Genomic DNA, 22,319 nt, shown 5'->3' with positions numbered 1-22,319 from the left:
CGACAGGCCTTGAGAATGGCACAATCGTCACCCTTCACCCCCTTCCAGAGGCGCGTGGGCCGAGATAACCGTCTAAGCGCATGAAAATTCTGAAAAAAACCTTTGCCATCGGAAAAGCTTTCGACTACATTAGCGCGCCTCGACAGACTGAATCAGTTTGACGAGATACGGTGAAGTGTCCGAGTGGCTTAAGGAGCACGCCTGGAAAGTGTGTATACAGGAAACTGTATCGAGAGTTCGAATCTCTCCTTCACCGCCACATTTTACAAACACGAACCCCCGGTTTTCCTAGAGAAAGCCGGGGGTTTGTGGTTTCTGGCATCTGGAAAAAGGCGATACGGGACAGATGACTGGTTTTCCATGTCTGCTAACGGTTCCCCACCCCATTGGCCAGCCGGTTTTTTGAGCGAAGCAGCATTTCTGCGTGGCCGGGTGGCAAGTGGGCAACTGCGCGTCCTTATAGTATCGTCGCGGCCACCAACCCTCACAGGATATGAAGGTTACCCATGCGTTTACTCTTCCCGCTGGCTATCAGCTTGGCTCTTATTGGCTGCGCCACGACTAAAACCGATGTTCGCAACGAAGTACAGATCAGCCAATATGACCCGGCCAACACTGCTCGTATTCGCCTGATCACGGGTGATACCACCAACGCGGGCTTTATCAGTGGTCAGACCTGCGAGATGTTTTACAACGAGTCTCTGCTGACCAAAACACCTGAAGAAGCTGGGTGGCAACCTGCGCATGTCGACTCGCCGGGTCTGTACCCTTTTCGGGCGACCGACAGCCAGAACAGTGTGATTGGCATGCCTGCCAGCAAGGCGAGCAAAGCCATCAATCAGTCGCCCAAGGTGTTTGATGAGCATGTTATTGCGGCCGGTAAACCCTTTATTGCGGGGTTTGCCATGGGCGGATCGCAAATCTCCTGCTTTCCAGCGCCCGTCACGCTCATCCCCGAGCCTGGCAAAGACTATGAGATGGAACTTCAAGTTATTAAGCTCAGCACGTTCAAGGCCGGCTGCGTAATTGCCGTTCGCCAACTATCCACTCAGGCCAATACCACAGTGGAGACGCCGCTAAGACCGCGGGTGTGTGCCAAGACCCCGTCGGGTTGGTACACCGTCAATGCTGCGCCTTTGCCTTGAAGTGCAGGACGCAGGTGCAGTGTTGATCGCCGCTTAGGTAAACCTTGAAGCCCGGTGCGCAGCCTTTTTGAGGCTGCTCTTTTCTAAGCGTTATCAGCTTTTTGAAATCACCCGGCTCATGTATTGGTTTAAATCGCGTAAGTCCTGAATGCTCCAAGCGTGTGGCGACAACTTCACACCATTCTCTTTTAGGGTTCTTGGAATCAAGTCTCCATTTGGCCTAAGTATTATCGAGGAGACAATAACGCCCGGATAATCATGCAGCCGTTTCTTGAAGGCGGTTGTTGTGAGGTTCGGCGTAGGGGGATTGCTCTTATTTGCCAAGGGCCCTGTTCCCTTGATATCTGTTCCGTGGCACATGGCACATCGTTGCAAAAAGAGGTTTTTTCCATTGGCATTATCCGCAATGGATAGTGAAGTTTGAATGAGCGATAGCAATCCCAGCGAAGCGATGAGCAGTATTTTCATTTTTATAGGGTCTTGTTGTTTGAGCCGGATCTGAGTCGAGGGCACAGCGCATAGGTAATGCGCTCGCGCACGTTATTACCGTGGGATTTCTACAACACAACCCCATGATTCGGCTAGATAAAGTCGGTGGTTTTTGATTTTTCGGCGCCTGAAAGCGCGTGATATGGGCATACGCAGCGAATCTGTTCCGTTATATTCCAACGCTCTCGCAGTTGGCCCAATCAAGGAAGATCCATTGAAAGCATCCCTCGGCGCTCTGCTTCTGATCTGTGCAACCACCCCCGCACTTGCCAGCAATAACTCCATCGGCTTCCAGGCCTCCACGCTGGCAGACCCAAGCAACGACCGCCCATTGGAGATGGTCGTCTGGTACCCCAGCGCCACCACCACCACGCCCGAGTTGATCGCCGATAACGCCGTATTCATCGGCGCCCCAGCCGTGCGCGATGCGCCACCGTCGATCGGCAAGCATCCACTGGTGGTGCTTTCCCATGGCTTCGGTGGCAGTTGGGGCAACCAGGCGTGGTTGGCCAGTGCCCTGGCGCATCAGGGGTTTATCGTGGCGGCGGTCAACCATCCTGGTACGACCAGCAAGGACCGCAGTGCTCAAGCCGCTGCGCAGTTATGGCGGCGGCCGGTGGATATCCGCCGCGCTATCGACGCGGTACTGGCGCAGCCAAATCAATTCGGCAACGTGCAGCCGAGCCGCATAGCGGTAGTGGGTCATTCACTCGGCGGTTGGACGGCGCTGGAAGTCGCCGGCGCACGTTTCGACCCCGCGCGGTTTGCCCAGGACTGCAAGGTTCACTCGCAGTTGGCCCCTTGCGCGGTCTACCAGCAGATGAGCCCCGCCAGTACCCCGGCAGCCCAGGCGCAGTTGGCGGCGGATTTGAGCGACAAGCGGGTCAGCGCCATTGTGTCGCTGGACCTGGGCCTGTCCCGTGGGTTTACCGATCAAAGCCTGGCGGCGGTGTCGGTGCCGACGTTGGTGATTGCGGCGGGCGTGCCCTCGACCGAGCTTCCCGCTGAGCTGGAGTCCGCTGATTTGGCCAAGCGCCTGCCACCGGCAGCGACCCGTTATGTCGAAATCAGCGACGCCACTCACTTCAGCTTCATGGCGGTGTGCAAGCCGGGCGGGGAGGCGTTGATCGAAGAGAGTTCGCCGGGCGATGGCATGATCTGCCGGGATGGCGCGGGGGCCCGACCGCGTGAGGTGATCCAGCAGCAGACCACCTCATTGATCGTTGAATTTCTGGCGCGATGGTCAGGCGAAGAGTTGTGATCGGGCTACCCATGCCTGCAACGAATCGCTACCAGCGCCTGACCAGGCGCGTATACACCGCAATATTAATCACCAGCACCAGCGCGCCCAGGCCCAGTTGGATCTGTGGTGTCAGCCCGGCGGGATAGATCAGGGCAATAATGTAATGCTCGATAAAACCTGCGCCATACCCCTCCTGCCCGGCGAGGTGGCGCAGCAGGTTTTCCCAGCGGGTCAGGGGGCAGGGCAGGTGGAAGAACTCGACGGCCATGCCCCAGGCTGCGGCGGGCAAATGCAGCCAGATGACCCGGCGCCAGCGCAGGGCCAGCAGGCCTCCGAACAGCACAAACAGGATAAAACACAGGTGAAACAGCACCAGGCTGTCGGCAGCAATGCGCAAAAGCATATCGGGTTCGCTTGAACGGGTAGGCCGCCAGTCTAAGGGATAATGAGTTGCTTGCAGGCTGGCAGGGCCGTTATTGTGCTGAATCCTTTTAGTCCTTTGCCACGGATCTTTTGTGATGAGCGCATCGCGTACTGCTGTCGGCCCGATCAAGGCCGTGATTTTCGATATGGACGGGTTGTTGCTGGACACCGAAGGCATCTACACCGAAGTCACGCAGATCATCGCCGAGCGCTATGGCCGCACCTACGACTGGGGTATCAAGCAGCACATCATCGGCCGTGGCGCCCAGGATCTGGCCGAATATGTGGTCGAGGCCCTGGACTTGCCGATCACGCCTGCAGAATTCCTGCGCATCCGCGAGCCGTTGATGAGCGAGCGTTTTCCCAAGGCGTTGGGCATGCCGGGCGCCGAGGCGTTGGTGCGGCATTTGAAGGCGCATAACATCCCCATCGCCGTGGGCACCAGTTCGTCGCGCAATTCGTTTGGCCACAAGACCACGCTGCACCGGGAGTGGTTTGGCCTGTTCGGCACCATCGTCACCGCTGACGATCCGGAAGTTGGCGCTGCCAAGCCTGCGCCGGACATCTTCCTCACCGCCGCCCGCCGCCTGGGCGTTGCGCCCGAGGATTGCCTGGTGTTTGAAGATTCACCGTTTGGCGTGACCGCTGCCAAGGCCGCGAACATGACTGCCATCGCGGTGCCTGATGAAGCCATGGCCGACAGCAAGTACGCTCACGCCGACCAGATCATCCGCAAACTCGCGGACTTCGATCTGGCTGCCTACGGCCTGCCGCCGCTGCGCTGAAGTGCAGGAGCCGGCTTGCCGGCTCCTACAAGGGTCAGGCGCTGAAGCCACCATCGATGGTCAAGCTGGCACCGGTGATGTATCCGGCCTCTGGCCCCGCCAGGTAAGCCACAAAGCTGGCGATCTCTTCCACCTGGCCATAACGGCCAACCGCCATAAACCCGATCAAGCTCTCGGCAAACTCACTGTTGGCCGGGTTCATATCGGTGTCCACCGGGCCTGGCTGCACGTTGTTAATGGTAATCCCCCGTGGCCCCAGGTCGCGCGCCAGGCCTTTGGTCAGGCCCACCAGCGCGGCTTTGCTCATGGCATATGGCCCGCCACCGGCGAAGGGCATGCGCTCAGCGTTGGTACTGCCGATGTTGATGATGCGACCCCCTTCGCCCATGTGCCGGGCCGCTTCCTGGGTGGCGATAAACACGCTGCGCACGTTGATGGCCAGGGTCTGGTCAAAGTCTTCCAGTGTGAAATCCTCCAGTGGGCCGACCGCCAGCACACCGGCGTTGTTCACCAGGATATCCAGGCGCCCGAACGCTTCGACAGTGGCACTGACTGCATTGCGGATGGCGCTTGCATCGGCACTGTCGGCGTGAATCGCCAGGGCCTTGCCGCCAGCGCGGATGACGCTGTTTTGCAAGTCTTCGGCCTTGGCGGCAGAGCTGACATAGGTAAAGGCCACAGCTGCGCCCTGGGCCGCCAAGCGCTGGACGATGGCGGCACCGATGCCGCGGGAGCCGCCCTGGATCAAGGCAACTTTGCCGCTGAGGTTTTGTGTGGTCATGTCGATCTCCAGATCATTCGAGGCAGGGTTGCCGCGTTGTTGGAGGCGAGTATCGACCGCACTGGCCGGTCCCGGTAGGCCGTGATTGCTATAGTCTGTGTAAACCAAAAGTTTAGAGTGAGGTGGTATGGAGAGCTTCGGCAGTATCGAATGCTTCGTGCGCAGCGCCGAAGGCGGTAGCTTTGCCGAAGCGGCCCGGCACCTGAGCCTGACGCCGGCGGCTGTCGGCAAGAGCGTCGCCAAGCTGGAGGCACGCCTGGGCGTGCGGCTGTTCCAGCGCAGCACCCGGCGCCTGACATTGACTGAAGCCGGCAAGTTGTTCCTGCAAGAGGTCAGCGCCAGTCTCACCACTATCCAGAATGCCGTGGCCAACCTCGCCAGCGCCGAAGGCCGGCCCGTGGGCACGCTCAAAGTCAGTATGGGCACGGTATTCGGCAACCGCTATGTGGTACCGCTGCTGGCAGAGTTCCTGCGGCGGTTTCCCGATATCAGCCCTGACTGGCATTTTGATAATCGCCAGGTCGACCTGATCGGCCAGGGCTTTGACGCGGCCATCGGCGGCGGGTTCGAGCTGCCCCAGGGCGTGGTCGCGCGCAAGTTGACCCCCGCTCACCGGATTCTGGTGGCCTCGCCCGATTACCTGGCGCAACGCCTGCCCGTGCGTGCTCCCGAAGACCTGGCGCTGTGCAACGGCATCCTGATCCGTTCGCCGCAAACCGGCCGTGTGCGGACCTGGCAATTGAGCAACCGCGCCCGCGAACAGCGGCCGTTGATGCTCAAGCCACGCATGACCATGGGCGACTCCGAAGCCGCGTGCTGTGCCTGCACCCAAGGCCTGGGCATTGCCCTGGTCAGCATGCCGATGGCCGTGCCGTTTCTGGACAGTGGCGCCGTGGTACGGGTGTTGCCCGACTGGTACGTGGATGACGGCAACATCTCCCTGTATTACGCCGAGCACAAACTGCTGCCGGGCAAGACTCGAGTGTTTGTTGATTTCATCCTCGAGCAGTTTGCCCAGCAGCAGTTGGCGCAGCGCTTCAGTGCGGTTTAGCGCTCACCACTGAACGTGTTACCCACTACTGTTCTAAGCTGATACGAGCCAATGGGGCTTGCGACTGTCGAGACGGATCATGTCCATATCACGCGCTTTACTCGTATTTACCAGCTTGGCGATGATTGCAGGCTCCCCGGCGCTGTTGGCCGATCCCGGCAACGGCAACGGTAAGGACAAAGGCAGTGCCCATGGCAATAAGGGTGGCCAGGGTAATCAGGGCCAGGGTGGAGGCAAGAAGGGCGCGGTAGCCCATTACAATGGCCCGCAAATTGACATCGGGGGCGTGCGGGTAATTCTCGGTGACAACCGCGACTACTGGCGCGGTGGTTCGTCCCTGCCGCCGGGCATCCAGAAAAACCTTGCCCGGGGCAAACCCCTGCCACCGGGGATTGCCAAGAAGCTCGATGGACGCCTGTTGGGGCGGTTGCCCCATTACGACGGCTACGAATGGCAGCAGGCGGGCACCGACCTGATCCTGGTGACGATTGCCACCGGGATCATTTATGAAGTGCTCAATGACGTCTTGAACTGACCGAAATCGGCGATTCAGCGTGCGAACCTGCCCGGCCAACCGATGATGTTCTTTGGCCGGGGGGTCGCATAGGTGCGCACCTTCGAAGTCGACAACCCCAGCCTCACCAGTGCTTCGGCCAGGGTTACGGCGGCGGTCACGCCATCCACCACCGGTACCCCGGTGCGCTGGCGGATCTGTTCATCCAGCCCGGCCATGCCGCCGCAACCCAGGCAGATCACTTCGGCCTTGTCTTCGCTGATGGCCAGCTCGGCCTGGCGCACGATGGCTTCCATGGCTCGCAACGGGTGTTCCTCCAGTTCCAGCACCGCCATACCGCTGGCCCGCACCGAGGCGCAGCGCTCATACAGCCCGGAAAGCTTGAGCCGGTCTTCGATCAACGGCACCGTGCGGTCCAGCGTGGTAACCACTGAGTAAGCATGGCCGAGAAACATGGCGGTGCTGGCGGCGGCATCGGTGATATCCACTACCGGCACGTTCAACAATTCTTGCAGGCCTTCGCGGCCATGTTCGCCATAACCGGCCTGGATGACCGCATCGAATGGCTGATCGTAGGCCATCACCCGATCCATCACCGCGATGGCCGCCAGGTAGCTTTCGAAATTGCCTTCTACCGATTCGGCGCCGAAAAACGGGGTCAGCCCGACAATTTCGGTGCCCGCCGCCGCCACGCTGCGGGCCTGCTGGGCGATGGCTTCGGTGATGGATTCGGTGGTGTTGACGTTGACGACGAGAATGCGCATGGAATGCTCCTTGATCAATGGCTGACGTTGTCGACAGCGATGCTCTCGCCGCTGATATCGGCATAGAACGGCTGGCGCTTGGCGATCAGCCAATACAGCATCCCGGCAATGCCGGCGCCAAACAGCCACGAGAACGGTGAGACGCTGGCAAAACCCGGTAGCAGGGCCAGCACAATGGCAATCACCGCGGCCGGGACAAACGCAGCCACCGCCCGCAGGTTGACCCCGCGGCTGTAGTAATACGCGCCGTTGGGATCTTCGCTGTACAACTGCGGCACGTCGATCCGGCCCTTACGGACCAACCAGTAATCCACCATGATCACGCCATACAGCGGGCCTAGCAGGGCACCCAGGCCGGAGAGGAAGTACACAATCACCAGCGGGCTGTTGTAGAGGTTCCACGGCAGGATGAGCACCGCGAGAAACGCGCTGATCAGCCCGGCGCGGCGGAAGTTCAGGTATTTGGGCGCCAGGTTGCTCAATACAAAGGCCGGGGCAACGAAGTTGGCCATGATGTTCACCGCCACGGTGACGATCAGGAATGCCAGGCATCCCAGCACCAGGAAGAAGGTATTGGGAATGGCCGCGATGATCTGGGTCGGGCTTTCGATCACCTGGCCATTGAGTTGGAACTGCCCGCCGCACAACAGCACGGTGATGATCGCGAACACCAGGATGTTCACCGGCAGGCCCCAGAAGTTGCCGACCTGGATGGTCTTGCGGCAGGGCGATGAACGGGCGAAGTCGCAGAAGTTGAGGATCAGGGTGCCGTAGATCGCCAACCACAAGGCGCCACCGGCAAAGATATTGCGCCACATCTCGCCACCGCTCAGGGGCTCGCGGATGGACCAGGCGATATTGCCGCCAGCCTGGAAGTACATCCAACCGGCCAGCGCCGCAACAGTCAGCAGGATCACCGGGCCGGCAAAGCCTTCGTAGCGGCGGACCATTTCCATGCCGTAGGCCAGGATCACCAGTTGCACGAACCAGATAATCACAAAACACGCCCAGCCCAGGGTTGAGAGGCCGAGGATCGCGTTGTGGTCGTAGTCGGCGAATCCTGGATGAATCGCCACCAACAGTACCCGGAATACCACCGAGGCCAGGTAGGTCTGGATACCAAACCAGGCGATGGCAATGACTGCGCGGATCAGCGCGGGAATCTGTGCGCCATGAATGCCGAAACTGATACGGCTGATCACCGGAAACGGCACACCGGTTTTCTGGCCCATGTAACCCGACAAGTTCATGAAGAAATACACCAGCGCCGCGCCGATCCCCAGTGACAACAGAATCTGCCAGCCACCCAGGCCCAGGGCGTACAAGCCGATGGCGAAGGAATAGTTGGCGATGTTGTGCACATCGTTGGTCCACAAGGCAAAGATGCTATAGCGACCCCAGCGCCGGCCTTCGACCTTGGTGGGCGCCAGGTCCTTGTTGTGCAGGCGTGGGCTGAGCACCAGCGGGCCGGGGTTTGCGGCCGTGGGGCTGGCTGTGGAGGAGGGCAGATCCAGTGCGAGATTATTGGAGAGAGTGGTGCGCATTCCGGCAGGCTCCTGGCATCTGCAGCAGGCGCTGGGTTGCAGGGCGCCTGGCATGCGGACACAAAGTGTATGAAGGTTGTTGTTGAAGTTGTATACAAAGACTTCAACTCCCTTAGCCACTTGTGTGCCAGGTTTTTATCTATCAAAAGCTGGGCTAATTTCGTTTTTGCAAGTTCTATTAATAAATAGCTGAATTTAAACAACTATAAATTGACCATTTGAACAGGTATTTATTTTATTGCGGGAATGTAGGTGTGGAGGATGTAGGAAGTTGGCCGAAGTGGGGTGTAACTTTTCGGTGCGAAATAATTGAAGTGCACACAAAAATGGCACTGTTAGTGACAATATTGTGTACGGGATTTTTCGGCGGGGTGAATGAAATGTGCGGCTTGTTGTGGCGAGCGGGCTCGCCACACAGCGCTATATCGGAGGGAGCCGGTTTCAGGCCTTGCTGATGATATTCCCCGCATGCAGCCCGCATTCCTTCTGGGTTGCTTCTTCCCACCACCAACGGCCTTCGCGCTCATGCTGGTTCGGCAACACCGGGCGAGTGCACGGCTCGCAGCCGATGCTGATAAAGCCGCGCTCGTGCAGGCTGTTGTAGGGCAGCTCCAGCATGCGGATATAGCCCCAGATCTCTTCACTGGTCATTTGTGCCAGCGGGTTGAATTTGTAGAGGGGGCGTTCCGGCGTGGAGAACGCCGTGTCGACTTCCAGGGCCGCCACCTGGCTGCGGGTGCCGGGGCTCTGGTCGCGGCGCTGGCCGGTGGCCCAGGCGCTGACGCCGGAGAGTTTGCGGCGCAGCGGTTCGATCTTGCGCACGCCGCAGCATTCGCCATGGCCGTCCTTGTAGAAGCTGAACAGGCCCTTCTCCTTGACGAAGGGTTCCAGCTTGCTCTGGTCCGGCGAGATCAACTCGATATCGATTTTGTAGAAGTCGCGCACCTGCTCGATAAACCGGTAGGTCTCCGGATGCAGGCGGCCGGTGTCGAGGCTGAAGACCTTGACGTTTTTATTCAGCTTCCAGGCCATATCCACCAGCACCACGTCCTCGGCACCGCTGAAGGAAATCCACAGGTCATCGCCGAACTGGCTGAACGCCAGCTTGAGGATGTCCTGGGCGGACTTGTTGGCATAGGTCGCGGCGAGTTCAGCGACGTCGAAGGCTTGGTTCATCAGGACGGTTCCTACAGGTCAGTGGCGCTGAGCGCTCTATAGGAGTGGGATGTTAACAAAATCCGCTCTGCGTTGCGGCGGCCAGCGCGAATCGCTAGAGTTCGGCAGTCCTTTTACTCGCTCAACTGAAAAAAAATCAAAATGGGAGTGTCTTGTGGAAATTGCCTGTCTCGACCTGGAAGGGGTGCTGGTTCCGGAAATCTGGATCGCCTTCGCTGAAAAAACCGGTATTGAATCCTTGCGGGCTACCACCCGGGACATTCCTGACTACGACGTATTGATGAAGCAGCGCCTGCGGATTCTCGACGAGCACGGCTTGAAACTGTCGGATATCCAGGAAGTGATCGCCACCCTCAAGCCGCTGGAAGGTGCCATCGAGTTCGTCGATTGGCTGCGCGAGCGCTTCCAGGTGGTGATCCTGTCGGACACCTTCTATGAGTTCTCCCAGCCGTTGATGCGTCAACTGGGCTTCCCGACCCTGCTTTGCCATCGCTTGATTACCGATGAAAACGATCGGGTGGTGAGCTATCAACTGCGCCAGAAAGACCCCAAGCGCCAGTCGGTGCTGGCCTTCAAGACCCTGTACTACCGGGTCATTGCTGCGGGTGATTCGTACAACGACACCACCATGCTGGGTGAGGCCGATCGTGGGATTCTGTTCCATGCGCCGGAGAATGTGATTCGCGAGTTCCCGCAATTCCCGGCGGTGCATACCTTTGAGGACTTGAAGCGGGAGTTCATCAAGGCGTCGAATCGTTCGTTGAGCCTGTAAGTGATTTAGCGAGGCTCATTGCCTCATCGCGAGCAAGCTCGCTCCCACATTTTCGACTGTGTTTGCAGGGCAAAAATGTGGGAGCGGGCTTGCCCGCGATAAGCATAGGTATCTACACAACTTTGCCGCAACACCTAGATCCAGGCAGATAGCGCAGTTGTGGCGAGCGGGCTTGTCGGAACGCCGCATCGCCGCGCTGGGCTGCGAAGCAGCCCCAAAACCAGCCGCTGCGGTGTATCTGGTACAACGCATTCGGCTTATTGGGGCTGCTTCGCAGCCCAGCGCGGGCAAGCCCGCTCGCCACAGGGAAGATCGCCAGTTTCTGAAAGTTGTGTAGATACCTATGCCGCGATAAGGCCCTCAAGCCCCTTCAAACAACCGCTCATAAGGAATGCGCAAACCTTCATGCAGGCGCTTGATCATGGCCAGGCTCAGCTTGCGCTTGTGGTTCAGCACTTCGGAGACGCGACCGCTGGAGCCGATAAAGGGCTCCAGGTCGCGCGCCGTCAGGCCCATCTGGTCCATGCGAAACTTGATCGCCTCCACCGGATCGGAAGGCGGCATGGGGAAGTGTTCGTCTTCGTATTTTTCGATCAGCAGCGCGAGAATTTCCAGCTCATCACCTGCCGGCGAGCCGATCTCTGCCCCCCACAGCTGATCCACCCGCGCCAGCGCAGCGGCCAGGTCTTCTGGGGTACGAATAGGTTTGATGTTCATCACACAGTCTCCGCGTTGATCTGGTCGTACTGGGCATGGGTGCCGACAAACCGTATGAAACCCAGCTGCCGCAAATAGTCGATCGCCACAACCACCCGATACTTATTGCCACCAATATTGAACACGACCCTTCCTCCTTTGAGCGTGCTTGCGGTTCGAAGCACCCTCTTCAGGTCCTGTGGCGCGTGATAAGTGGATTTCTCTAGATGGCGATACCATTCAACCAGTGGTGTTTTTGAGTCGGTATAAGCCGGGCTGCTTTCCCAGAACTCCCTTAAGGCGGCTCTTGCGATTATTCGCATCTATCGAACCTCCCAATTTGGGAGATGTTAGGCGTCACTTCCGGGGTTTTCAAGTCCTGGTAGGGAGCGCGATGTGTAGGAAATGGGCTTTGTTTCAACGCGGCAAGCGATACAACGACAAAGGCAACAAGCAGTCGATCCATGTGATCCCTCACAGACGGCCAAGTAATATCGAAGCGAGACGCTATCCCTGCGCCCCGATGCTGTCCACGGCCGTTCTGATTCAGGCTTTTTCCCTGGGAGGTGCGCTTACAGTCCTTCCAGCGTCTCCAGCAACACCCGCACCTTGGTCATCGATTCCTGATATTCCGCCTGCCACTCGGAGTCCGCGACGATCCCGCCGCCGCCCCAGCAACAGACCTGGCCATCCTTGACCAGCAGGCTACGAATGGCGATGGAGCTGTCCATCTCGCCGCGCACATCCAGGTAGAGCAACGAGCCGCAGTACAGCCCGCGCCGGGTCGGTTCCAGTTCGTCGATGATCTGCATTGCGCGGATCTTCGGTGCGCCGGTGATCGAGCCGCCCGGGAAGCTGCCGGCGATCAGGTCCAGGGCGTCTTTGTCGTCGGCCAGTTCACCGGTGACGCTGCTGACCAAGTGATGCACATTCGGGTAGCTTTCCAGGCTGAACAGCTCCGGCACCTTGACCGATCCGGTGCGGCAGGTGCGGCCCAGGTCATTGCGCAGCAGATCGACGATCATCAGGTTCTCTGCGCGGTCCTTGGGGCTGGCCAGGAGTTCGGCCGCATTGGCGGCATCTTCTTGAGGCGTCAGCCCCCGGGGGCGGGTGCCCTTGATCGGGCGGGTTTCCACCTGGCGCTGGCTGACCCGCACGAAACGCTCCGGTGAAAGGCTCACCACCGCGCCGTCGTCCGGCAGGCTCTGGAAGCCGGAGAACGGCGTTGGGCACGCTGCGCGCAGGGCGCAATAGGCGACCCACGGATCACCGTTGCACGCTGCGCGAAAGCGTTGGGCGAAGTTGACCTGATAGCAGTCACCGGCCTGGATATAGGCCTGGATACGGGCCAGGGCCTGTTCATAGGCTACGGCGCTGAGGTCCGGAGCCATCCGGGTGTGCAGCTTGAAACTGGCAGGGGTGTGCACGGCAGGTTGGCTGAACAGGGTCAGCAGCCGCTGCCGTTCGCTTTCCAGCAGTTTGGGGTGGAACACCAGTTGACTGGTGCGCACCTGGTGGTCGCTGACCAACGCCCAGGCGTACAGGCCAAAACGGGCATCGGGCAAGCCGATGTCGTCGATAGCCTGATGCGGCAGTCGTTCCAGGTGGCGGCCAAAGTCGTAGCTCAGGTAGCCGATCAACCCGCCGGCAAACGGCAGTTCATAGGGGGCCGGCAGGCTGGCCTTGCCCAGCAGCGTCAGATTTTCCCGCAGCCGTTGTAAAAAATCGCTACCACTTTCGTCCGGCCACACCGCCAGTGTTACTTCTGGCCAGGCGCTGAGCAGGTCATAACGACCACGCTCGGCGGCCGGTCGGCCGCTGTCCAGCAGCACGGCGCCGGGTGCATGGCGGATCGCCGCAAAATACTCGGCGGGGTTGGCGTGGTAGGGCAGTGGGTGTACGGAGCAAGTCGACATGCGGGGGGTGGATCAGCCATGGGCGTGGGGATGGCATTGTAGTCCCCTGTAGGATTTGCTCCTAGAGGGGATGTCGGGGATTGTTGGGTGGAGGGCGGAGCCGGGTTTGGGTTCAGCCTTCCACGGGCGGAATATGCCCAAACATTTGCTGGGCGAATTTCACACGTTCTTCCGCCGTTTCTGTCACTCCGGCCGCTTTCAGCTCTTCGAGGCGCGCTTCCACGGCGTGGGTGCGCAAGGTCAGGCCGCAGTCGTTGGCGATCTGGATATTCAGCCCAGGCCGAGCATTGAGCTCGAGGATGAGCGGGCCTTTTTCCTGGTCCAGCACCATGTCCACGCCGATGTAACCCAGCCCGCACAGCTCGTAGCAGCCGGCGGCGAGTTTCATGAAACCGTCCCAGTTGGGCAGTTGCACACCGTCCACCGCGTTGGTGGTGTCGGGGTGCTTGGTGATGATGTTGTTCAGCCAGGTACCGCGCAGGGTCAGGCCGGTCGCCAGGTCCACACCGACGCCAATCGCGCCCTGGTGCAGGTTGGCCTTGCCGCCGGATTGGCGGGTCGGCAAGCGCAGCATGGCCATCACCGGGTAGCCCATCAGCACGATGATGCGGATATCCGGCACGCCTTCGTAGCTGATGCTCTTGAAGATCTGGTCAGGTACCACGCGGTATTCGATCAATGCCCGGTCACGGTGACCGCCCAGGGAATACAGGCCGGTAAGGATGCTGGAAATCTGGTGCTCGATTTCCTCATGGCTGATGATCTTGCCGGACACCGTGCGATAGCGACCTTCAAAGCGGTCGGCGATCACCAGGATGCCGTCGCCGCCGGCGCCCTGGGCCGGCTTGATCACGAAGTCGCTACGGCCACCGATGATTTCGTCGAGCTTGTCGATTTCTTTCTCGGTGGAAATGATCCCGTACATCTGCGGCACGTGGATGCCGGCCTGGATCGCCCGTTCCTTGGTGATGATCTTGTCATCGACAATCGGGTACAGGCTGCGCTTGTTGTACTTGAGCACGTAGTCGGCGTTACGCCGGTTGATGCCCATGATGCCCCGCGCTTCCAGGGCCTTCCAGGTCTTCCAGAACCCGAACATTACGAATCAGCCTTGAGGAAGGCCTTGAAACGCACCAGCTCGGTCAGGCGGTAGCCACGATAGCGACCCATGGCCAGCATGAAGCCCACGAGGATCAACAGGATCGCCGGGAAGGTGAACACGAAGTAGATCAGCTCCGGCACGCTCATGATGATGTGCGCCAGGGACGCGGCGAACAGGGTGCCGATCGCGACTTTCATCGCATGGCCACCGCCGCGTTCTTCCCAGGTAATGGACAGGCGTTCGATGGTCATGGTCAGGATCACCATCGGGAACAGCGCCACCGACAGGCCGCGCTCCAGGCCCAGCTTATGGCTGAACAGGCTGATGGCCGCGATCAGCACTACCACGAAGGTCAACACCACCGACAAGCGCGGCAACATCTGCAATTTCAAGTGCTCCAGGTATGAACGCAGCGACAGCCCAAGCGCAGTAATCACGGTAAACAGCACGATACCGAAGCCCAACTGCGTCTCGCGGAACGCCAGGGCGATCAGCACCGGTGTGAACGTACCCAGGGTCTGCAAGCCGATCAGGTTGCGCAGGATCAGGATCACCAGCACGCCAATCGGGATCATCACCATGATCATGAAGGTCTGCTGGGTTTGCAGCGGCAGGCCGTACAGCGAGTATTCGAGGAAGTTGGCGTCGGTGTTCTCGTCCGTCAGCTTGGCCAGGCGGATCGCGTTCATCTCGCTGTTGTTCAGGCTGAAGGTCACGGCGGCTTTCTTGCCACCATCGACGGTGATCAGGTTTTCATCGCCGGTCCACCACAGCAGGCGGTCGGAGGGCAGGCCCTGTTCGCCGGTTTCCGGGTTGAAGTACAGCCAGTCGTTGCCATTGAAGCTGCGCAGCCACAACTCCGGGGTCTGCGGCTGGTCGGCTACCAGGCGGAGGGTGTGGACCTTTTCCACCGGTACGTGGGCGATGGATAGCAGCAACTCGACGATCTTGGCCTTGTGCGGCGTCGATGGATCGCCCGCCAGCAGCAGCTTGACGTTGTCGTCGTTGAGGTTGTTGGTGCGCTTGATGGCTTCGCTGATAAACGTCTCGACGTCGGCCGAGTGTTGGCGGATCGGCGCCAGCAGGGCCTCGGCGGCGATTTTTTCTGGGCCTTCCACGGCGATGCTGTCGCGGAAGGTCGGGCCCTTGACCTTGACCTTTTCACCGCTGTAGCGCTTGGTCAGCACCAGGCGGTAGTAGAGGGTCTGGTTGCCCTTCGCGCGCCGTGCCGACCAGGTGACCTTGCGGTTGCCGTCGATGCGGTTGACGCTCACCCCGTAGTTATTGGAGATGAAGCTCTCATTGAGGCTGACGAAGTCGCGGCTCAGGGGCGGCACGAACATCTGGACCTTTACCGGGTCCTTGGCGTTGGCGACGAACTCGACCTTGGCGTCGATGTTCCACAGGTCATCGGTGGCGTCTTCGGTCACTGGGATGCCGAGGACGAAGATCTGATAGGCCGTGACCGAAATGCCCAGTACCACCAGGACGGCGATCAGAATCTTCAGGTGCATAGTAAGAGAGCGCATTGGAATTACTCGGCGGTATGAGCGTCGGTGGCGCAGGCAGGTTTGCCCGCTGCGTATTTAAGACTGGGGTCGACCAGCGCATCAAAGCGTTTCAAGGCTTCGGAGCCGATCAGCAGCGGATATTGGAAGGCGCTGCGGTCAGTCAAGTTCACTTCGATGCTGCGTAAAGCGGTGCCCATGCAGATGTCCAGGGCAATCACCGGACGGGCGGTGTAGTTCTTGTCCTCATCGGGGTCGTAGTCACCGGCGCGCCGCTTGATCTTGCTGACGCGGGCCAGTGGGCGTTCGATGGGGTGCGAGTGGGCGGTATCGATGGCCAGGTAGAAGCGTACCCAGGATTCACCGTTGCGCTTGAAGCGCTTGATATCCCGGGCACTCAAGGACGCAGTCTTGGCGCCGGTGTCGAGCTTGGCGGCGACTTCCAGGTCAATGCCCGCCAACTTGGCGTATTCATTGAGGCCATAAACGGTCTTCTCGGCGGCGAAGCCAAGGCCCGGGAACATCAGTAGGCAGAACAATAGGGGGAAGGGCTTGAGTCTCATAGATCCTGAGGCGGTGCAGTGCGATGTTTGATTCAAGGCGACTGGCATTGCTGCGCAAGCTCCCTCGTGCGCCTTTTCATCCGGAGATGTCAGGCAAATGCGGCGGGCATTCTAACATGAAGGTTTTCTGGCGCCAGCGCTGGCAGGCGGCCATGCCCCCATAGAGTGCAACAGGGGTTATTAGACGATTGTCGACAATGTGTATTTATTCTTTGACTATCAGGGGCTGATTGGCTAGTTTTTGCGGCATTGCTTTTAAAGGTGTCGACAATCATGCTGGATCAGCTGGAAATTCCGGTAGCAGGGCAGGACGATTCCCAGACGATGTCCGAGAACGTCTTCCGCCGTATCCAGGCCGCCATTGTCAAGGGCGAGATAGCCCCCGGCAGCAAGATCTCGGAACCGGAGCTGGCGCGCACCTACGGTATCAGCCGTGGCCCGCTGCGCGAGGCGATCCACCGCCTGGAGGGCCAGCGCCTGCTGGTGCGCGTGCCCCATGTCGGCGCGCGGGTGGTGTCCCTGAGCCAGGCCGAGTTGGTGGAACTCTATGAAATCCGCGAGTCCCTCGAAGGCATGGCCTGCCGCCTGGCCGCCGAGCGCATGACCGACGAAGAAATCGAGGAACTGCGCCAGGTCCTGCACACCCACGAGCGTGATGCCGCGTTCCAGGCCGGGGTCGGTTACTACCAGCAGGAAGGCGATTTCGACTTTCACTACCGCATCATCCAGGGCGCGCGTAACCGCACCTTGACCCAAATGCTGTGCGGTGAGTTGTATCAGTTGGTGCGCATGTACCGCATCCAGTTCTCCGCCACCCCCAATCGTCCACGCCAGGCATTTGCCGAGCATCACCGCATTCTTGACGCGATTGCCGATCGCGACGGTGAACTGGCCGAGTTGTTGATGCGCCGCCATATCGGCGCTTCCAAACGCAATATCGCCCGTCACTTCCCCGACGGCGCCCCCTCCAGAGGTGAGTCATGAGTTCCTATAAAAACAGCACCCCAGGCCAGCGTTTCCGTGACGCAGTCGCCAGCGAACACCCCCTGCAAGTCGTCGGCGCGATCAACGCCAACCACGCCCTGCTGGCCAAGCGCGCCGGTTTCAAGGCCATCTACCTGTCCGGTGGCGGTGTGGCCGCGGGCTCCCTGGGCGTGCCGGACCTGGGCATCACCGGCCTGGATGATGTACTGACCGATGTGCGCCGTATCACCGATGTATGCGACCTGCCGCTGCTGGTGGACGTGGACACCGGTTTCGGTTCCTCCGCGTTCAACGTGGCGCGCACCGTCAAGTCGATGATCAAGTTCGGCGCTGCTGCGATTCATATCGAGGACCAGGTGGGCGCCAAGCGCTGCGGTCATCGCCCTAACAAAGAAATCGTCTCGCAGCAGGAAATGGTCGACCGCATCAAGGCGGCCGTGGATGCCCGCACCGATGACAGCTTCGTGATCATGGCGCGCACCGACGCCCTGGCCGTGGAAGGCCTGGAGTCTGCCCTGGAGCGTGCCGCCGCGTGCATCGAGGCCGGCGCCGACATGGTCTTCCCCGAAGCCATCACAGAACTGGAGATGTACAAGCTGTTCGCCTCCCGTGTGAAGGCGCCGATCCTGGCCAACATCACGGAATTCGGCGCGACGCCGCTGTACACCACCGAACAGTTGAAATCTGCCGATGTTTCCATCGTGCTGTACCCGTTGTCGGCATTCCGCGCCATGAACAAGGCTGCCGAAAACGTCTACACCGCGATCCGTCGCGACGGTACCCAACAGAATGTGATCGACACCATGCAAACGCGCATGGAGCTTTACGATCGCATCGACTACCACACCTTCGAGCAAAAGCTTGACGCGCTGTTCGCCGCCAAGAAATAAGCGCAGCGCCTCCCAGATAACTACAAAATTGGAGAAGAACCATGGCTGAAGCAAAAGTACTGAGTGGCGCCGGCCTGCGTGGCCAGGTGGCCGGGCAGACCGCACTGTCCACCGTGGGCCAGGCCGGTGCCGGCCTGACCTATCGCGGCTACGATGTGCGCGAACTGGCCGCCGATGCGCAGTTCGAAGAAGTTGCCTATCTGCTGCTGTACGGCGAGTTGCCAAGCAAAGCCGAACTCGCGGCCTACACCGCCAAGCTGGCCAAGCTGCGCGACCTGCCCCAAGCGCTTAAAGAAGTGCTGGAGCGCATTCCCGCCGACGCCCACCCGATGGACGTGATGCGCACCGGTTGCTCGTTCCTGGGCAATATCGAGCCAGAAAAAGACTTCAGCGTGCAGCGCGATGTCACCGACCGCCTGCTGGCGGCCTTCCCGGCGATCATGTGCTACTGGTACCGCTTCAGCCATGACGGCAAGCGCATCGACTGTGTGACCGACGAGCCGTCGATTGGCGGCCACTTCCTGCACCTGCTGCACGGCAAAAAGCCGAGCGAGTTGCACGTCAAGGTCATGAACGTGTCGCTGATCCTCTACGCCGAGCACGAATTCAACGCTTCCACCTTTACCGCGCGTGTCTGCGCCTCGACCCTCTCGGACCTGTATTCCTGCGTCACCGCCGCCATCGGCTCGCTGCGCGGCCCGCTGCATGGCGGCGCCAACGAAGCGGCGATGGAAATGATCGAGCGGTTCTCCTCGGCTGAAGAGGCTGTGAAGGGCACTCTCGGCATGCTGGAGCGCAAGGACAAGATCATGGGCTTTGGCCACGCGATCTATAAAGACAACGACCCGCGTAATGAAGTGATCAAGGGCTGGTCGAAAAAACTCGCTGATGAAGTGGGCGACAAGGTGCTGTTCCCGGTCTCCGAAGCCATCGACAAGACCATGTGGGAACAGAAGAAACTGTTCCCCAACGCCGACTTCTACCATGCCTCGGCGTACCACTTCATGGGCATCCCGACCAAGCTGTTCACCCCGATCTTCGTGTGCTCGCGCCTTACCGGCTGGGCCGCGCATGTGTTCGAGCAGCGTGCCAACAACCGCATCATCCGTCCAAGCGCCGAATACACCGGCGTCGAGCAGCGCAAGTTCGTGCCAATCGAACGTCGCTGAGTGAGGAGGCCGCCAGTCCCGAATGGGTAACCGAGTCAAAAATGTGGGAGCGGGCTTGCTCGCGAATGCAGGGTAACAGTCACTGAATGTGTTGAATGACACACCGCGTTCGCGAGCAAGCCCGCTCCCACATTTTGACCGCATTCCAATTCTGGGGCGGCGCAGGTCTTCCTTTTGTAACTACCGTGACCGAGTCCTGACGATGAACACTGAATTTCGCAAATCGCTCCCCGGCAGCCGCCTGGATTACTTCGACGCCCGTGCGGCAGTCGAGGCAATCACGCCTGGTGCCTACGCCACCTTGCCCTACACCTCCCGCGTGCTCGCCGAGAATCTGGTGCGCCGTTGCGACCCGGCAACCCTCAACGCTTCCCTGAGCCAACTGATCGAGCGCAAGCGCGACCTTGACTTCCCTTGGTTTCCGGCGCGTGTGGTGTGCCATGACATCCTCGGCCAGACCGCCCTGGTGGACCTCGCCGGCCTGCGTGATGCCATTGCCCTGCAAGGTGGCGACCCGGCCCAGGTCAACCCAGTGGTGCCGACCCAACTGATCGTCGACCACTCCCTGGCCGTCGAGGCCGGTGGTTTCGACCCGGACGCCTTCGAGAAAAACCGCGCCATCGAAGACCGCCGCAACGAAGACCGTTTCCACTTTATCGAGTGGACCAAAAAAGCCTTCAAAAACGTCGACGTGATCCCGCCCGGCAACGGCATCATGCACCAGATCAACCTGGAGAAAATGTCCCCAGTGATCCAGGTGCGTGACGGCGTGGCCTTCCCGGATACCTGCGTCGGCACCGATAGCCATACCCCCCACGTGGACGCCCTGGGCGTGATCGCCATCGGCGTTGGCGGCCTGGAAGCCGAGAGCGTGATGCTCGGCCGCGCGTCGTGGATGCGCTTGCCGGAAAGCGTTGGCGTCGAACTGACGGGCAAGCTGCAACCGGGCATCACCGCCACCGATATGGTGCTGGCGCTGACCGAGTTCCTGCGCCAGCAGAAAGTCGTCGGTGCCTGGCTGGAGTTCTTCGGCGAAGGCGCCTCGGCCCTGACCCTGGGCGACCGCGCGACCATCTCCAACATGGCCCCGGAATATGGCGCCACGGCGGCGATGTTCTACATCGACGCGCAAACCATTGCCTACCTCAAGCTCACCGGGCGTGAAGACGAGCAAGTTGCCCTGGTCGAGCAGTACGCCCGGCACACAGGCCTGTGGGCCGATGACCTCAAGGGCGCGCAGTACGAGCGTGGCTTGAGCTTCGATTTGTCCAGCGTCGTGCGCAACATGGCCGGCCCAAGCAACCCGCACGCTCGCGTGGCCACCAGCGACCTGGCGGCCAAGGGCATTTCCGGGCAATGGGACGACGTACCGGGGCAAATGCCCGATGGCGCGGTGATCATCGCTGCCATCACCAGTTGCACCAACACCAGCAACCCGCGCAACGTGATCGCCGCCGGCCTGCTGGCGCGCAATGCCAACAAGCTGGGGCTGGCCCGTAAACCGTGGGTCAAGTCGTCCCTGGCGCCGGGTTCGAAAACCGTGGCCATGTACCTCGACGAAGCCGGGCTGACCAGCGAGCTGGAGCAGTTGGGTTTTGGCGTCGTAGCCTTCGCCTGCACGACCTGCAACGGCATGTCCGGTGCGCTCGACCCGGTGATCCAGCAAGAAATCATCGACCGCGACCTGTATGCCACGGCCGTGTTGTCGGGCAACCGCAACTTCGACGGGCGCATCCATCCGTACGCCAAGCAAGCGTTCCTGGCGTCGCCGCCGCTGGTGGTGGCCTACGCGATTGCGGGCACCATCCGTTTCGATATCGAAAAAGACGTGCTGGGCCTGGATGCGACCGGCAAGGAAATCCGCCTGAAGGACATCTGGCCGAGCGACGAAGAAATCGACGCGGTGGTCAAGGCTTCGGTCAAGCCGGAGCAGTTCCGCCAGGTTTATATCCCGATGTTTGCGATCCACGAGGACACCGGCCCGAAAGTCACGCCGCTGTACGACTGGCGTGCGCAGAGTACCTACATCCGCCGCCCTCCCTATTGGGAAGGTGCCCTGGCCGGCGCGCGTCCGCTCAAGGGCATGCGCCCGCTGGCGGTGCTGCCGGACAACATCACCACCGATCACCTGTCGCCCTCCAACGCGATCATGCTCGACAGCGCCGCCGGCGAATACCTGGCGAAAATGGGCCTGCCGGAAGTCGACTTCAACTCCTATGCAACGCACCGCGGCGACCACTTGACCGCCCAGCGCGCGACCTTTGCCAACCCCAAGCTGTTCAATGAAATGGTCGTGGAAAACGGCAAGGTCAAGCAGGGTTCCCTGGCGCGGATCGAGCCGGAAGGCAAGGTCACGCGCATGTGGGAAGCCATCGAAACCTACATGGAACGCAAGCAGCCGCTGATCATCATTGCCGGGGCTGACTACGGCCAGGGTTCTTCCCGCGACTGGGCGGCCAAGGGCGTACGCCTGGCAGGTGTGGAAGCGATTGCCGCCGAAGGCTTCGAGCGCATCCACCGCACCAACCTGGTGGGCATGGGCGTGCTGCCCCTGGAGTTCCTGGCGGGCACGGATCGCAAGACCCTGCAGATCGATGGCAGCGAAACCTATGACGTGATCGGTGAGCGCACCCCGCGCGCGCAGTTGACCCTGGTGATCAACCGCAAGAATGGCGAGCGTGTCGAAGTGCCGGTGACCTGCCGCCTGGACACCGCCGAAGAAGTGTCGATCTACGAGGCGGGCGGCGTATTGCAACGCTTTGCCCAGGACTTCCTGGAATCGGCGGCGACGGCCTGAAGAGGAT

General features: G+C 60.4%; 22 protein-coding genes and 1 tRNA gene. 11 read left to right on the top strand and 12 right to left on the bottom strand.

What is annotated here, in order from left to right; translation table 11 throughout:
- Positions 1-169: 169 nt before the first annotated feature.
- A tRNA-Ser gene (locus C5F71_RS04475) sits at positions 170-259 on the top strand.
- Positions 260-506: 247 nt separating this feature from the next.
- A complete protein-coding gene (locus C5F71_RS04470) occupies positions 507-1,145 on the top strand; it encodes a hypothetical protein (protein WP_092231888.1) in 639 nt (212 codons plus the stop codon).
- Positions 1,146-1,238: 93 nt separating this feature from the next.
- Here C5F71_RS04470 and C5F71_RS04465 read toward each other — a convergent pair whose 3' ends face one another.
- Positions 1,239-1,613, bottom strand: coding sequence for a cytochrome c (locus tag C5F71_RS04465; protein ID WP_071610032.1), 375 nt, complete (start codon positions 1,611-1,613; stop codon positions 1,239-1,241).
- A gap of 235 nt (positions 1,614-1,848) precedes the next feature.
- Here C5F71_RS04465 and C5F71_RS04460 point away from each other — a divergent pair, with 235 nt between their 5' ends.
- Positions 1,849-2,895: an alpha/beta fold hydrolase gene (locus C5F71_RS04460; protein ID WP_104910721.1), complete on the top strand. Its 1,047-nt coding sequence runs from the start codon at positions 1,849-1,851 to the stop codon at positions 2,893-2,895.
- Positions 2,896-2,923: 28 nt separating this feature from the next.
- Here C5F71_RS04460 and C5F71_RS04455 read toward each other — a convergent pair whose 3' ends face one another.
- The gene (locus tag C5F71_RS04455) at positions 2,924-3,280 is read right to left on the bottom strand and encodes a DUF2784 domain-containing protein (protein ID WP_029298317.1); all 357 of its coding nucleotides are present in this window, start codon (positions 3,278-3,280) and stop codon (positions 2,924-2,926) included.
- A 115-nt stretch (positions 3,281-3,395) separates the two neighbouring features.
- Between C5F71_RS04455 and C5F71_RS04450 the strand changes: the two genes are divergently transcribed.
- Positions 3,396-4,085: an HAD-IA family hydrolase gene (locus tag C5F71_RS04450; RefSeq protein ID WP_029298315.1), complete on the top strand. Its 690-nt coding sequence runs from the start codon at positions 3,396-3,398 to the stop codon at positions 4,083-4,085.
- A gap of 34 nt (positions 4,086-4,119) precedes the next feature.
- Here C5F71_RS04450 and C5F71_RS04445 read toward each other — a convergent pair whose 3' ends face one another.
- The gene (locus C5F71_RS04445) at positions 4,120-4,866 is read right to left on the bottom strand and encodes a 3-oxoacyl-ACP reductase family protein (RefSeq protein ID WP_092231883.1); all 747 of its coding nucleotides are present in this window, start codon (positions 4,864-4,866) and stop codon (positions 4,120-4,122) included.
- A gap of 127 nt (positions 4,867-4,993) precedes the next feature.
- Here C5F71_RS04445 and C5F71_RS04440 point away from each other — a divergent pair, with 127 nt between their 5' ends.
- Together C5F71_RS04440 and C5F71_RS04435 are read left to right on the top strand one after the other, a co-directional pair.
- Positions 4,994-5,917 (top strand): LysR family transcriptional regulator, encoded by a 924-nt coding sequence (locus C5F71_RS04440; RefSeq protein ID WP_029298312.1) that lies wholly within the window; start codon positions 4,994-4,996, stop codon positions 5,915-5,917.
- A 79-nt stretch (positions 5,918-5,996) separates the two neighbouring features.
- Positions 5,997-6,452 (top strand): anti-virulence regulator CigR family protein, encoded by a 456-nt coding sequence (locus C5F71_RS04435; RefSeq protein WP_104910720.1) that lies wholly within the window; start codon positions 5,997-5,999, stop codon positions 6,450-6,452.
- 14 nt (positions 6,453-6,466) lie between these two features.
- Here C5F71_RS04435 and C5F71_RS04430 read toward each other — a convergent pair whose 3' ends face one another.
- The 3 genes from C5F71_RS04430 to C5F71_RS04420 form a co-directional block, all read right to left on the bottom strand.
- The gene (locus C5F71_RS04430) at positions 6,467-7,195 is read right to left on the bottom strand and encodes an aspartate/glutamate racemase family protein (protein ID WP_104910719.1); all 729 of its coding nucleotides are present in this window, start codon (positions 7,193-7,195) and stop codon (positions 6,467-6,469) included.
- 14 nt (positions 7,196-7,209) lie between these two features.
- Positions 7,210-8,739: an NCS1 family nucleobase:cation symporter-1 gene (locus C5F71_RS04425; protein ID WP_104910718.1), complete on the bottom strand. Its 1,530-nt coding sequence runs from the start codon at positions 8,737-8,739 to the stop codon at positions 7,210-7,212.
- 441 nt (positions 8,740-9,180) lie between these two features.
- Positions 9,181-9,915, bottom strand: coding sequence for a phosphoadenylyl-sulfate reductase (locus tag C5F71_RS04420; protein WP_092231871.1), 735 nt, complete (start codon positions 9,913-9,915; stop codon positions 9,181-9,183).
- A 154-nt stretch (positions 9,916-10,069) separates the two neighbouring features.
- On the opposite strand from C5F71_RS04420, the gene thrH reads away from it, so the two are divergent.
- The gene (gene thrH, locus C5F71_RS04415) at positions 10,070-10,687 is read left to right on the top strand and encodes a bifunctional phosphoserine phosphatase/homoserine phosphotransferase ThrH (protein ID WP_029298307.1); all 618 of its coding nucleotides are present in this window, start codon (positions 10,070-10,072) and stop codon (positions 10,685-10,687) included.
- A 360-nt stretch (positions 10,688-11,047) separates the two neighbouring features.
- Here the strand turns inward: thrH and C5F71_RS04410 are convergent, their stop codons facing one another.
- From C5F71_RS04410 to C5F71_RS04385, 6 genes are all read right to left on the bottom strand, one after another.
- Positions 11,048-11,404 carry a type II toxin-antitoxin system HigA family antitoxin gene (locus C5F71_RS04410; RefSeq protein WP_029298306.1) on the bottom strand — a complete coding sequence of 119 codons (357 nt, stop codon included), beginning with the start codon at positions 11,402-11,404 and terminating at the stop codon, positions 11,048-11,050.
- The gene (locus C5F71_RS04405) at positions 11,404-11,706 is read right to left on the bottom strand and encodes a type II toxin-antitoxin system HigB family toxin (RefSeq protein ID WP_104910717.1); all 303 of its coding nucleotides are present in this window, start codon (positions 11,704-11,706) and stop codon (positions 11,404-11,406) included. Before C5F71_RS04405 ends, C5F71_RS04410 begins: the two co-directional genes overlap by 1 nt.
- 249 nt (positions 11,707-11,955) lie before the next feature.
- Complete coding sequence (gene pabB / locus C5F71_RS04400; RefSeq protein ID WP_104910716.1) at positions 11,956-13,299, bottom strand: aminodeoxychorismate synthase component I; 1,344 nt, start codon at positions 13,297-13,299, stop codon at positions 11,956-11,958.
- Between the two features lie 112 nt (positions 13,300-13,411).
- Positions 13,412-14,398, bottom strand: coding sequence for an alpha-L-glutamate ligase-like protein (locus tag C5F71_RS04395; RefSeq protein WP_029298303.1), 987 nt, complete (start codon positions 14,396-14,398; stop codon positions 13,412-13,414).
- Entirely contained in the window at positions 14,398-15,930 is a 1,533-nt protein-coding gene (locus C5F71_RS04390) for an inactive transglutaminase family protein (protein ID WP_029298302.1), read from the bottom strand. Before C5F71_RS04390 ends, C5F71_RS04395 begins: the two co-directional genes overlap by 1 nt.
- A 5-nt stretch (positions 15,931-15,935) precedes the next feature.
- Positions 15,936-16,472: an ATP-dependent zinc protease gene (locus C5F71_RS04385; RefSeq protein WP_029298301.1), complete on the bottom strand. Its 537-nt coding sequence runs from the start codon at positions 16,470-16,472 to the stop codon at positions 15,936-15,938.
- Positions 16,473-16,745: 273 nt separating this feature from the next.
- Between C5F71_RS04385 and C5F71_RS04380 the strand changes: the two genes are divergently transcribed.
- From C5F71_RS04380 to acnD, 4 genes are all read left to right on the top strand, one after another.
- Positions 16,746-17,456 carry a GntR family transcriptional regulator gene (locus tag C5F71_RS04380; protein ID WP_029298300.1) on the top strand — a complete coding sequence of 237 codons (711 nt, stop codon included), beginning with the start codon at positions 16,746-16,748 and terminating at the stop codon, positions 17,454-17,456.
- Entirely contained in the window at positions 17,453-18,346 is an 894-nt protein-coding gene (gene prpB / locus C5F71_RS04375; protein ID WP_029298299.1) for a methylisocitrate lyase, read from the top strand. The genes C5F71_RS04380 and prpB overlap by 4 nt, the downstream gene beginning before the upstream one ends.
- A gap of 41 nt (positions 18,347-18,387) precedes the next feature.
- The gene (gene prpC / locus C5F71_RS04370; RefSeq protein ID WP_029298298.1) at positions 18,388-19,515 is read left to right on the top strand and encodes a 2-methylcitrate synthase; all 1,128 of its coding nucleotides are present in this window, start codon (positions 18,388-18,390) and stop codon (positions 19,513-19,515) included.
- A gap of 202 nt (positions 19,516-19,717) precedes the next feature.
- Positions 19,718-22,312 (top strand): Fe/S-dependent 2-methylisocitrate dehydratase AcnD, encoded by a 2,595-nt coding sequence (gene acnD, locus C5F71_RS04365; RefSeq protein ID WP_070995164.1) that lies wholly within the window; start codon positions 19,718-19,720, stop codon positions 22,310-22,312.
- Positions 22,313-22,319: the final 7 nt, after the last annotated feature.

Source organism: Pseudomonas sp. LG1D9, assembly GCF_002949995.1.
GTDB classification, from domain to species: domain Bacteria; phylum Pseudomonadota; class Gammaproteobacteria; order Pseudomonadales; family Pseudomonadaceae; genus Aquipseudomonas; species Aquipseudomonas proteolytica.
Note: the sequence above shows the minus strand (reverse complement) of the source record. Positions and strands in the feature narration are given on the sequence as shown.

Coding starts and splice junctions, on each gene's coding strand:
- C5F71_RS04470 (WP_092231888.1), top strand. CDS start 507: ATGCGTTTACTCTTCCCGCTGGCTATCAGCTTGGCTCTTATTGGCTGC.
- C5F71_RS04465 (WP_071610032.1), bottom strand. CDS start 1,613: ATGAAAATACTGCTCATCGCTTCGCTGGGATTGCTATCGCTCATTCAA.
- C5F71_RS04455 (WP_029298317.1), bottom strand. CDS start 3,280: ATGCTTTTGCGCATTGCTGCCGACAGCCTGGTGCTGTTTCACCTGTGT.
- C5F71_RS04450 (WP_029298315.1), top strand. CDS start 3,396: ATGAGCGCATCGCGTACTGCTGTCGGCCCGATCAAGGCCGTGATTTTC.
- C5F71_RS04445 (WP_092231883.1), bottom strand. CDS start 4,866: ATGACCACACAAAACCTCAGCGGCAAAGTTGCCTTGATCCAGGGCGGC.
- C5F71_RS04440 (WP_029298312.1), top strand. CDS start 4,994: ATGGAGAGCTTCGGCAGTATCGAATGCTTCGTGCGCAGCGCCGAAGGC.
- C5F71_RS04435 (WP_104910720.1), top strand. CDS start 5,997: ATGTCCATATCACGCGCTTTACTCGTATTTACCAGCTTGGCGATGATT.
- C5F71_RS04430 (WP_104910719.1), bottom strand. CDS start 7,195: ATGCGCATTCTCGTCGTCAACGTCAACACCACCGAATCCATCACCGAA.
- C5F71_RS04425 (WP_104910718.1), bottom strand. CDS start 8,739: ATGCGCACCACTCTCTCCAATAATCTCGCACTGGATCTGCCCTCCTCC.
- C5F71_RS04420 (WP_092231871.1), bottom strand. CDS start 9,915: ATGAACCAAGCCTTCGACGTCGCTGAACTCGCCGCGACCTATGCCAAC.
- C5F71_RS04410 (WP_029298306.1), bottom strand. CDS start 11,404: ATGAACATCAAACCTATTCGTACCCCAGAAGACCTGGCCGCTGCGCTG.
- C5F71_RS04405 (WP_104910717.1), bottom strand. CDS start 11,706: ATGCGAATAATCGCAAGAGCCGCCTTAAGGGAGTTCTGGGAAAGCAGC.
- pabB (WP_104910716.1), bottom strand. CDS start 13,299: ATGTCGACTTGCTCCGTACACCCACTGCCCTACCACGCCAACCCCGCC.
- C5F71_RS04395 (WP_029298303.1), bottom strand. CDS start 14,398: ATGTTCGGGTTCTGGAAGACCTGGAAGGCCCTGGAAGCGCGGGGCATC.
- C5F71_RS04390 (WP_029298302.1), bottom strand. CDS start 15,930: ATGCGCTCTCTTACTATGCACCTGAAGATTCTGATCGCCGTCCTGGTG.
- C5F71_RS04385 (WP_029298301.1), bottom strand. CDS start 16,472: ATGAGACTCAAGCCCTTCCCCCTATTGTTCTGCCTACTGATGTTCCCG.
- C5F71_RS04380 (WP_029298300.1), top strand. CDS start 16,746: ATGCTGGATCAGCTGGAAATTCCGGTAGCAGGGCAGGACGATTCCCAG.
- prpB (WP_029298299.1), top strand. CDS start 17,453: ATGAGTTCCTATAAAAACAGCACCCCAGGCCAGCGTTTCCGTGACGCA.
- prpC (WP_029298298.1), top strand. CDS start 18,388: ATGGCTGAAGCAAAAGTACTGAGTGGCGCCGGCCTGCGTGGCCAGGTG.
- acnD (WP_070995164.1), top strand. CDS start 19,718: ATGAACACTGAATTTCGCAAATCGCTCCCCGGCAGCCGCCTGGATTAC.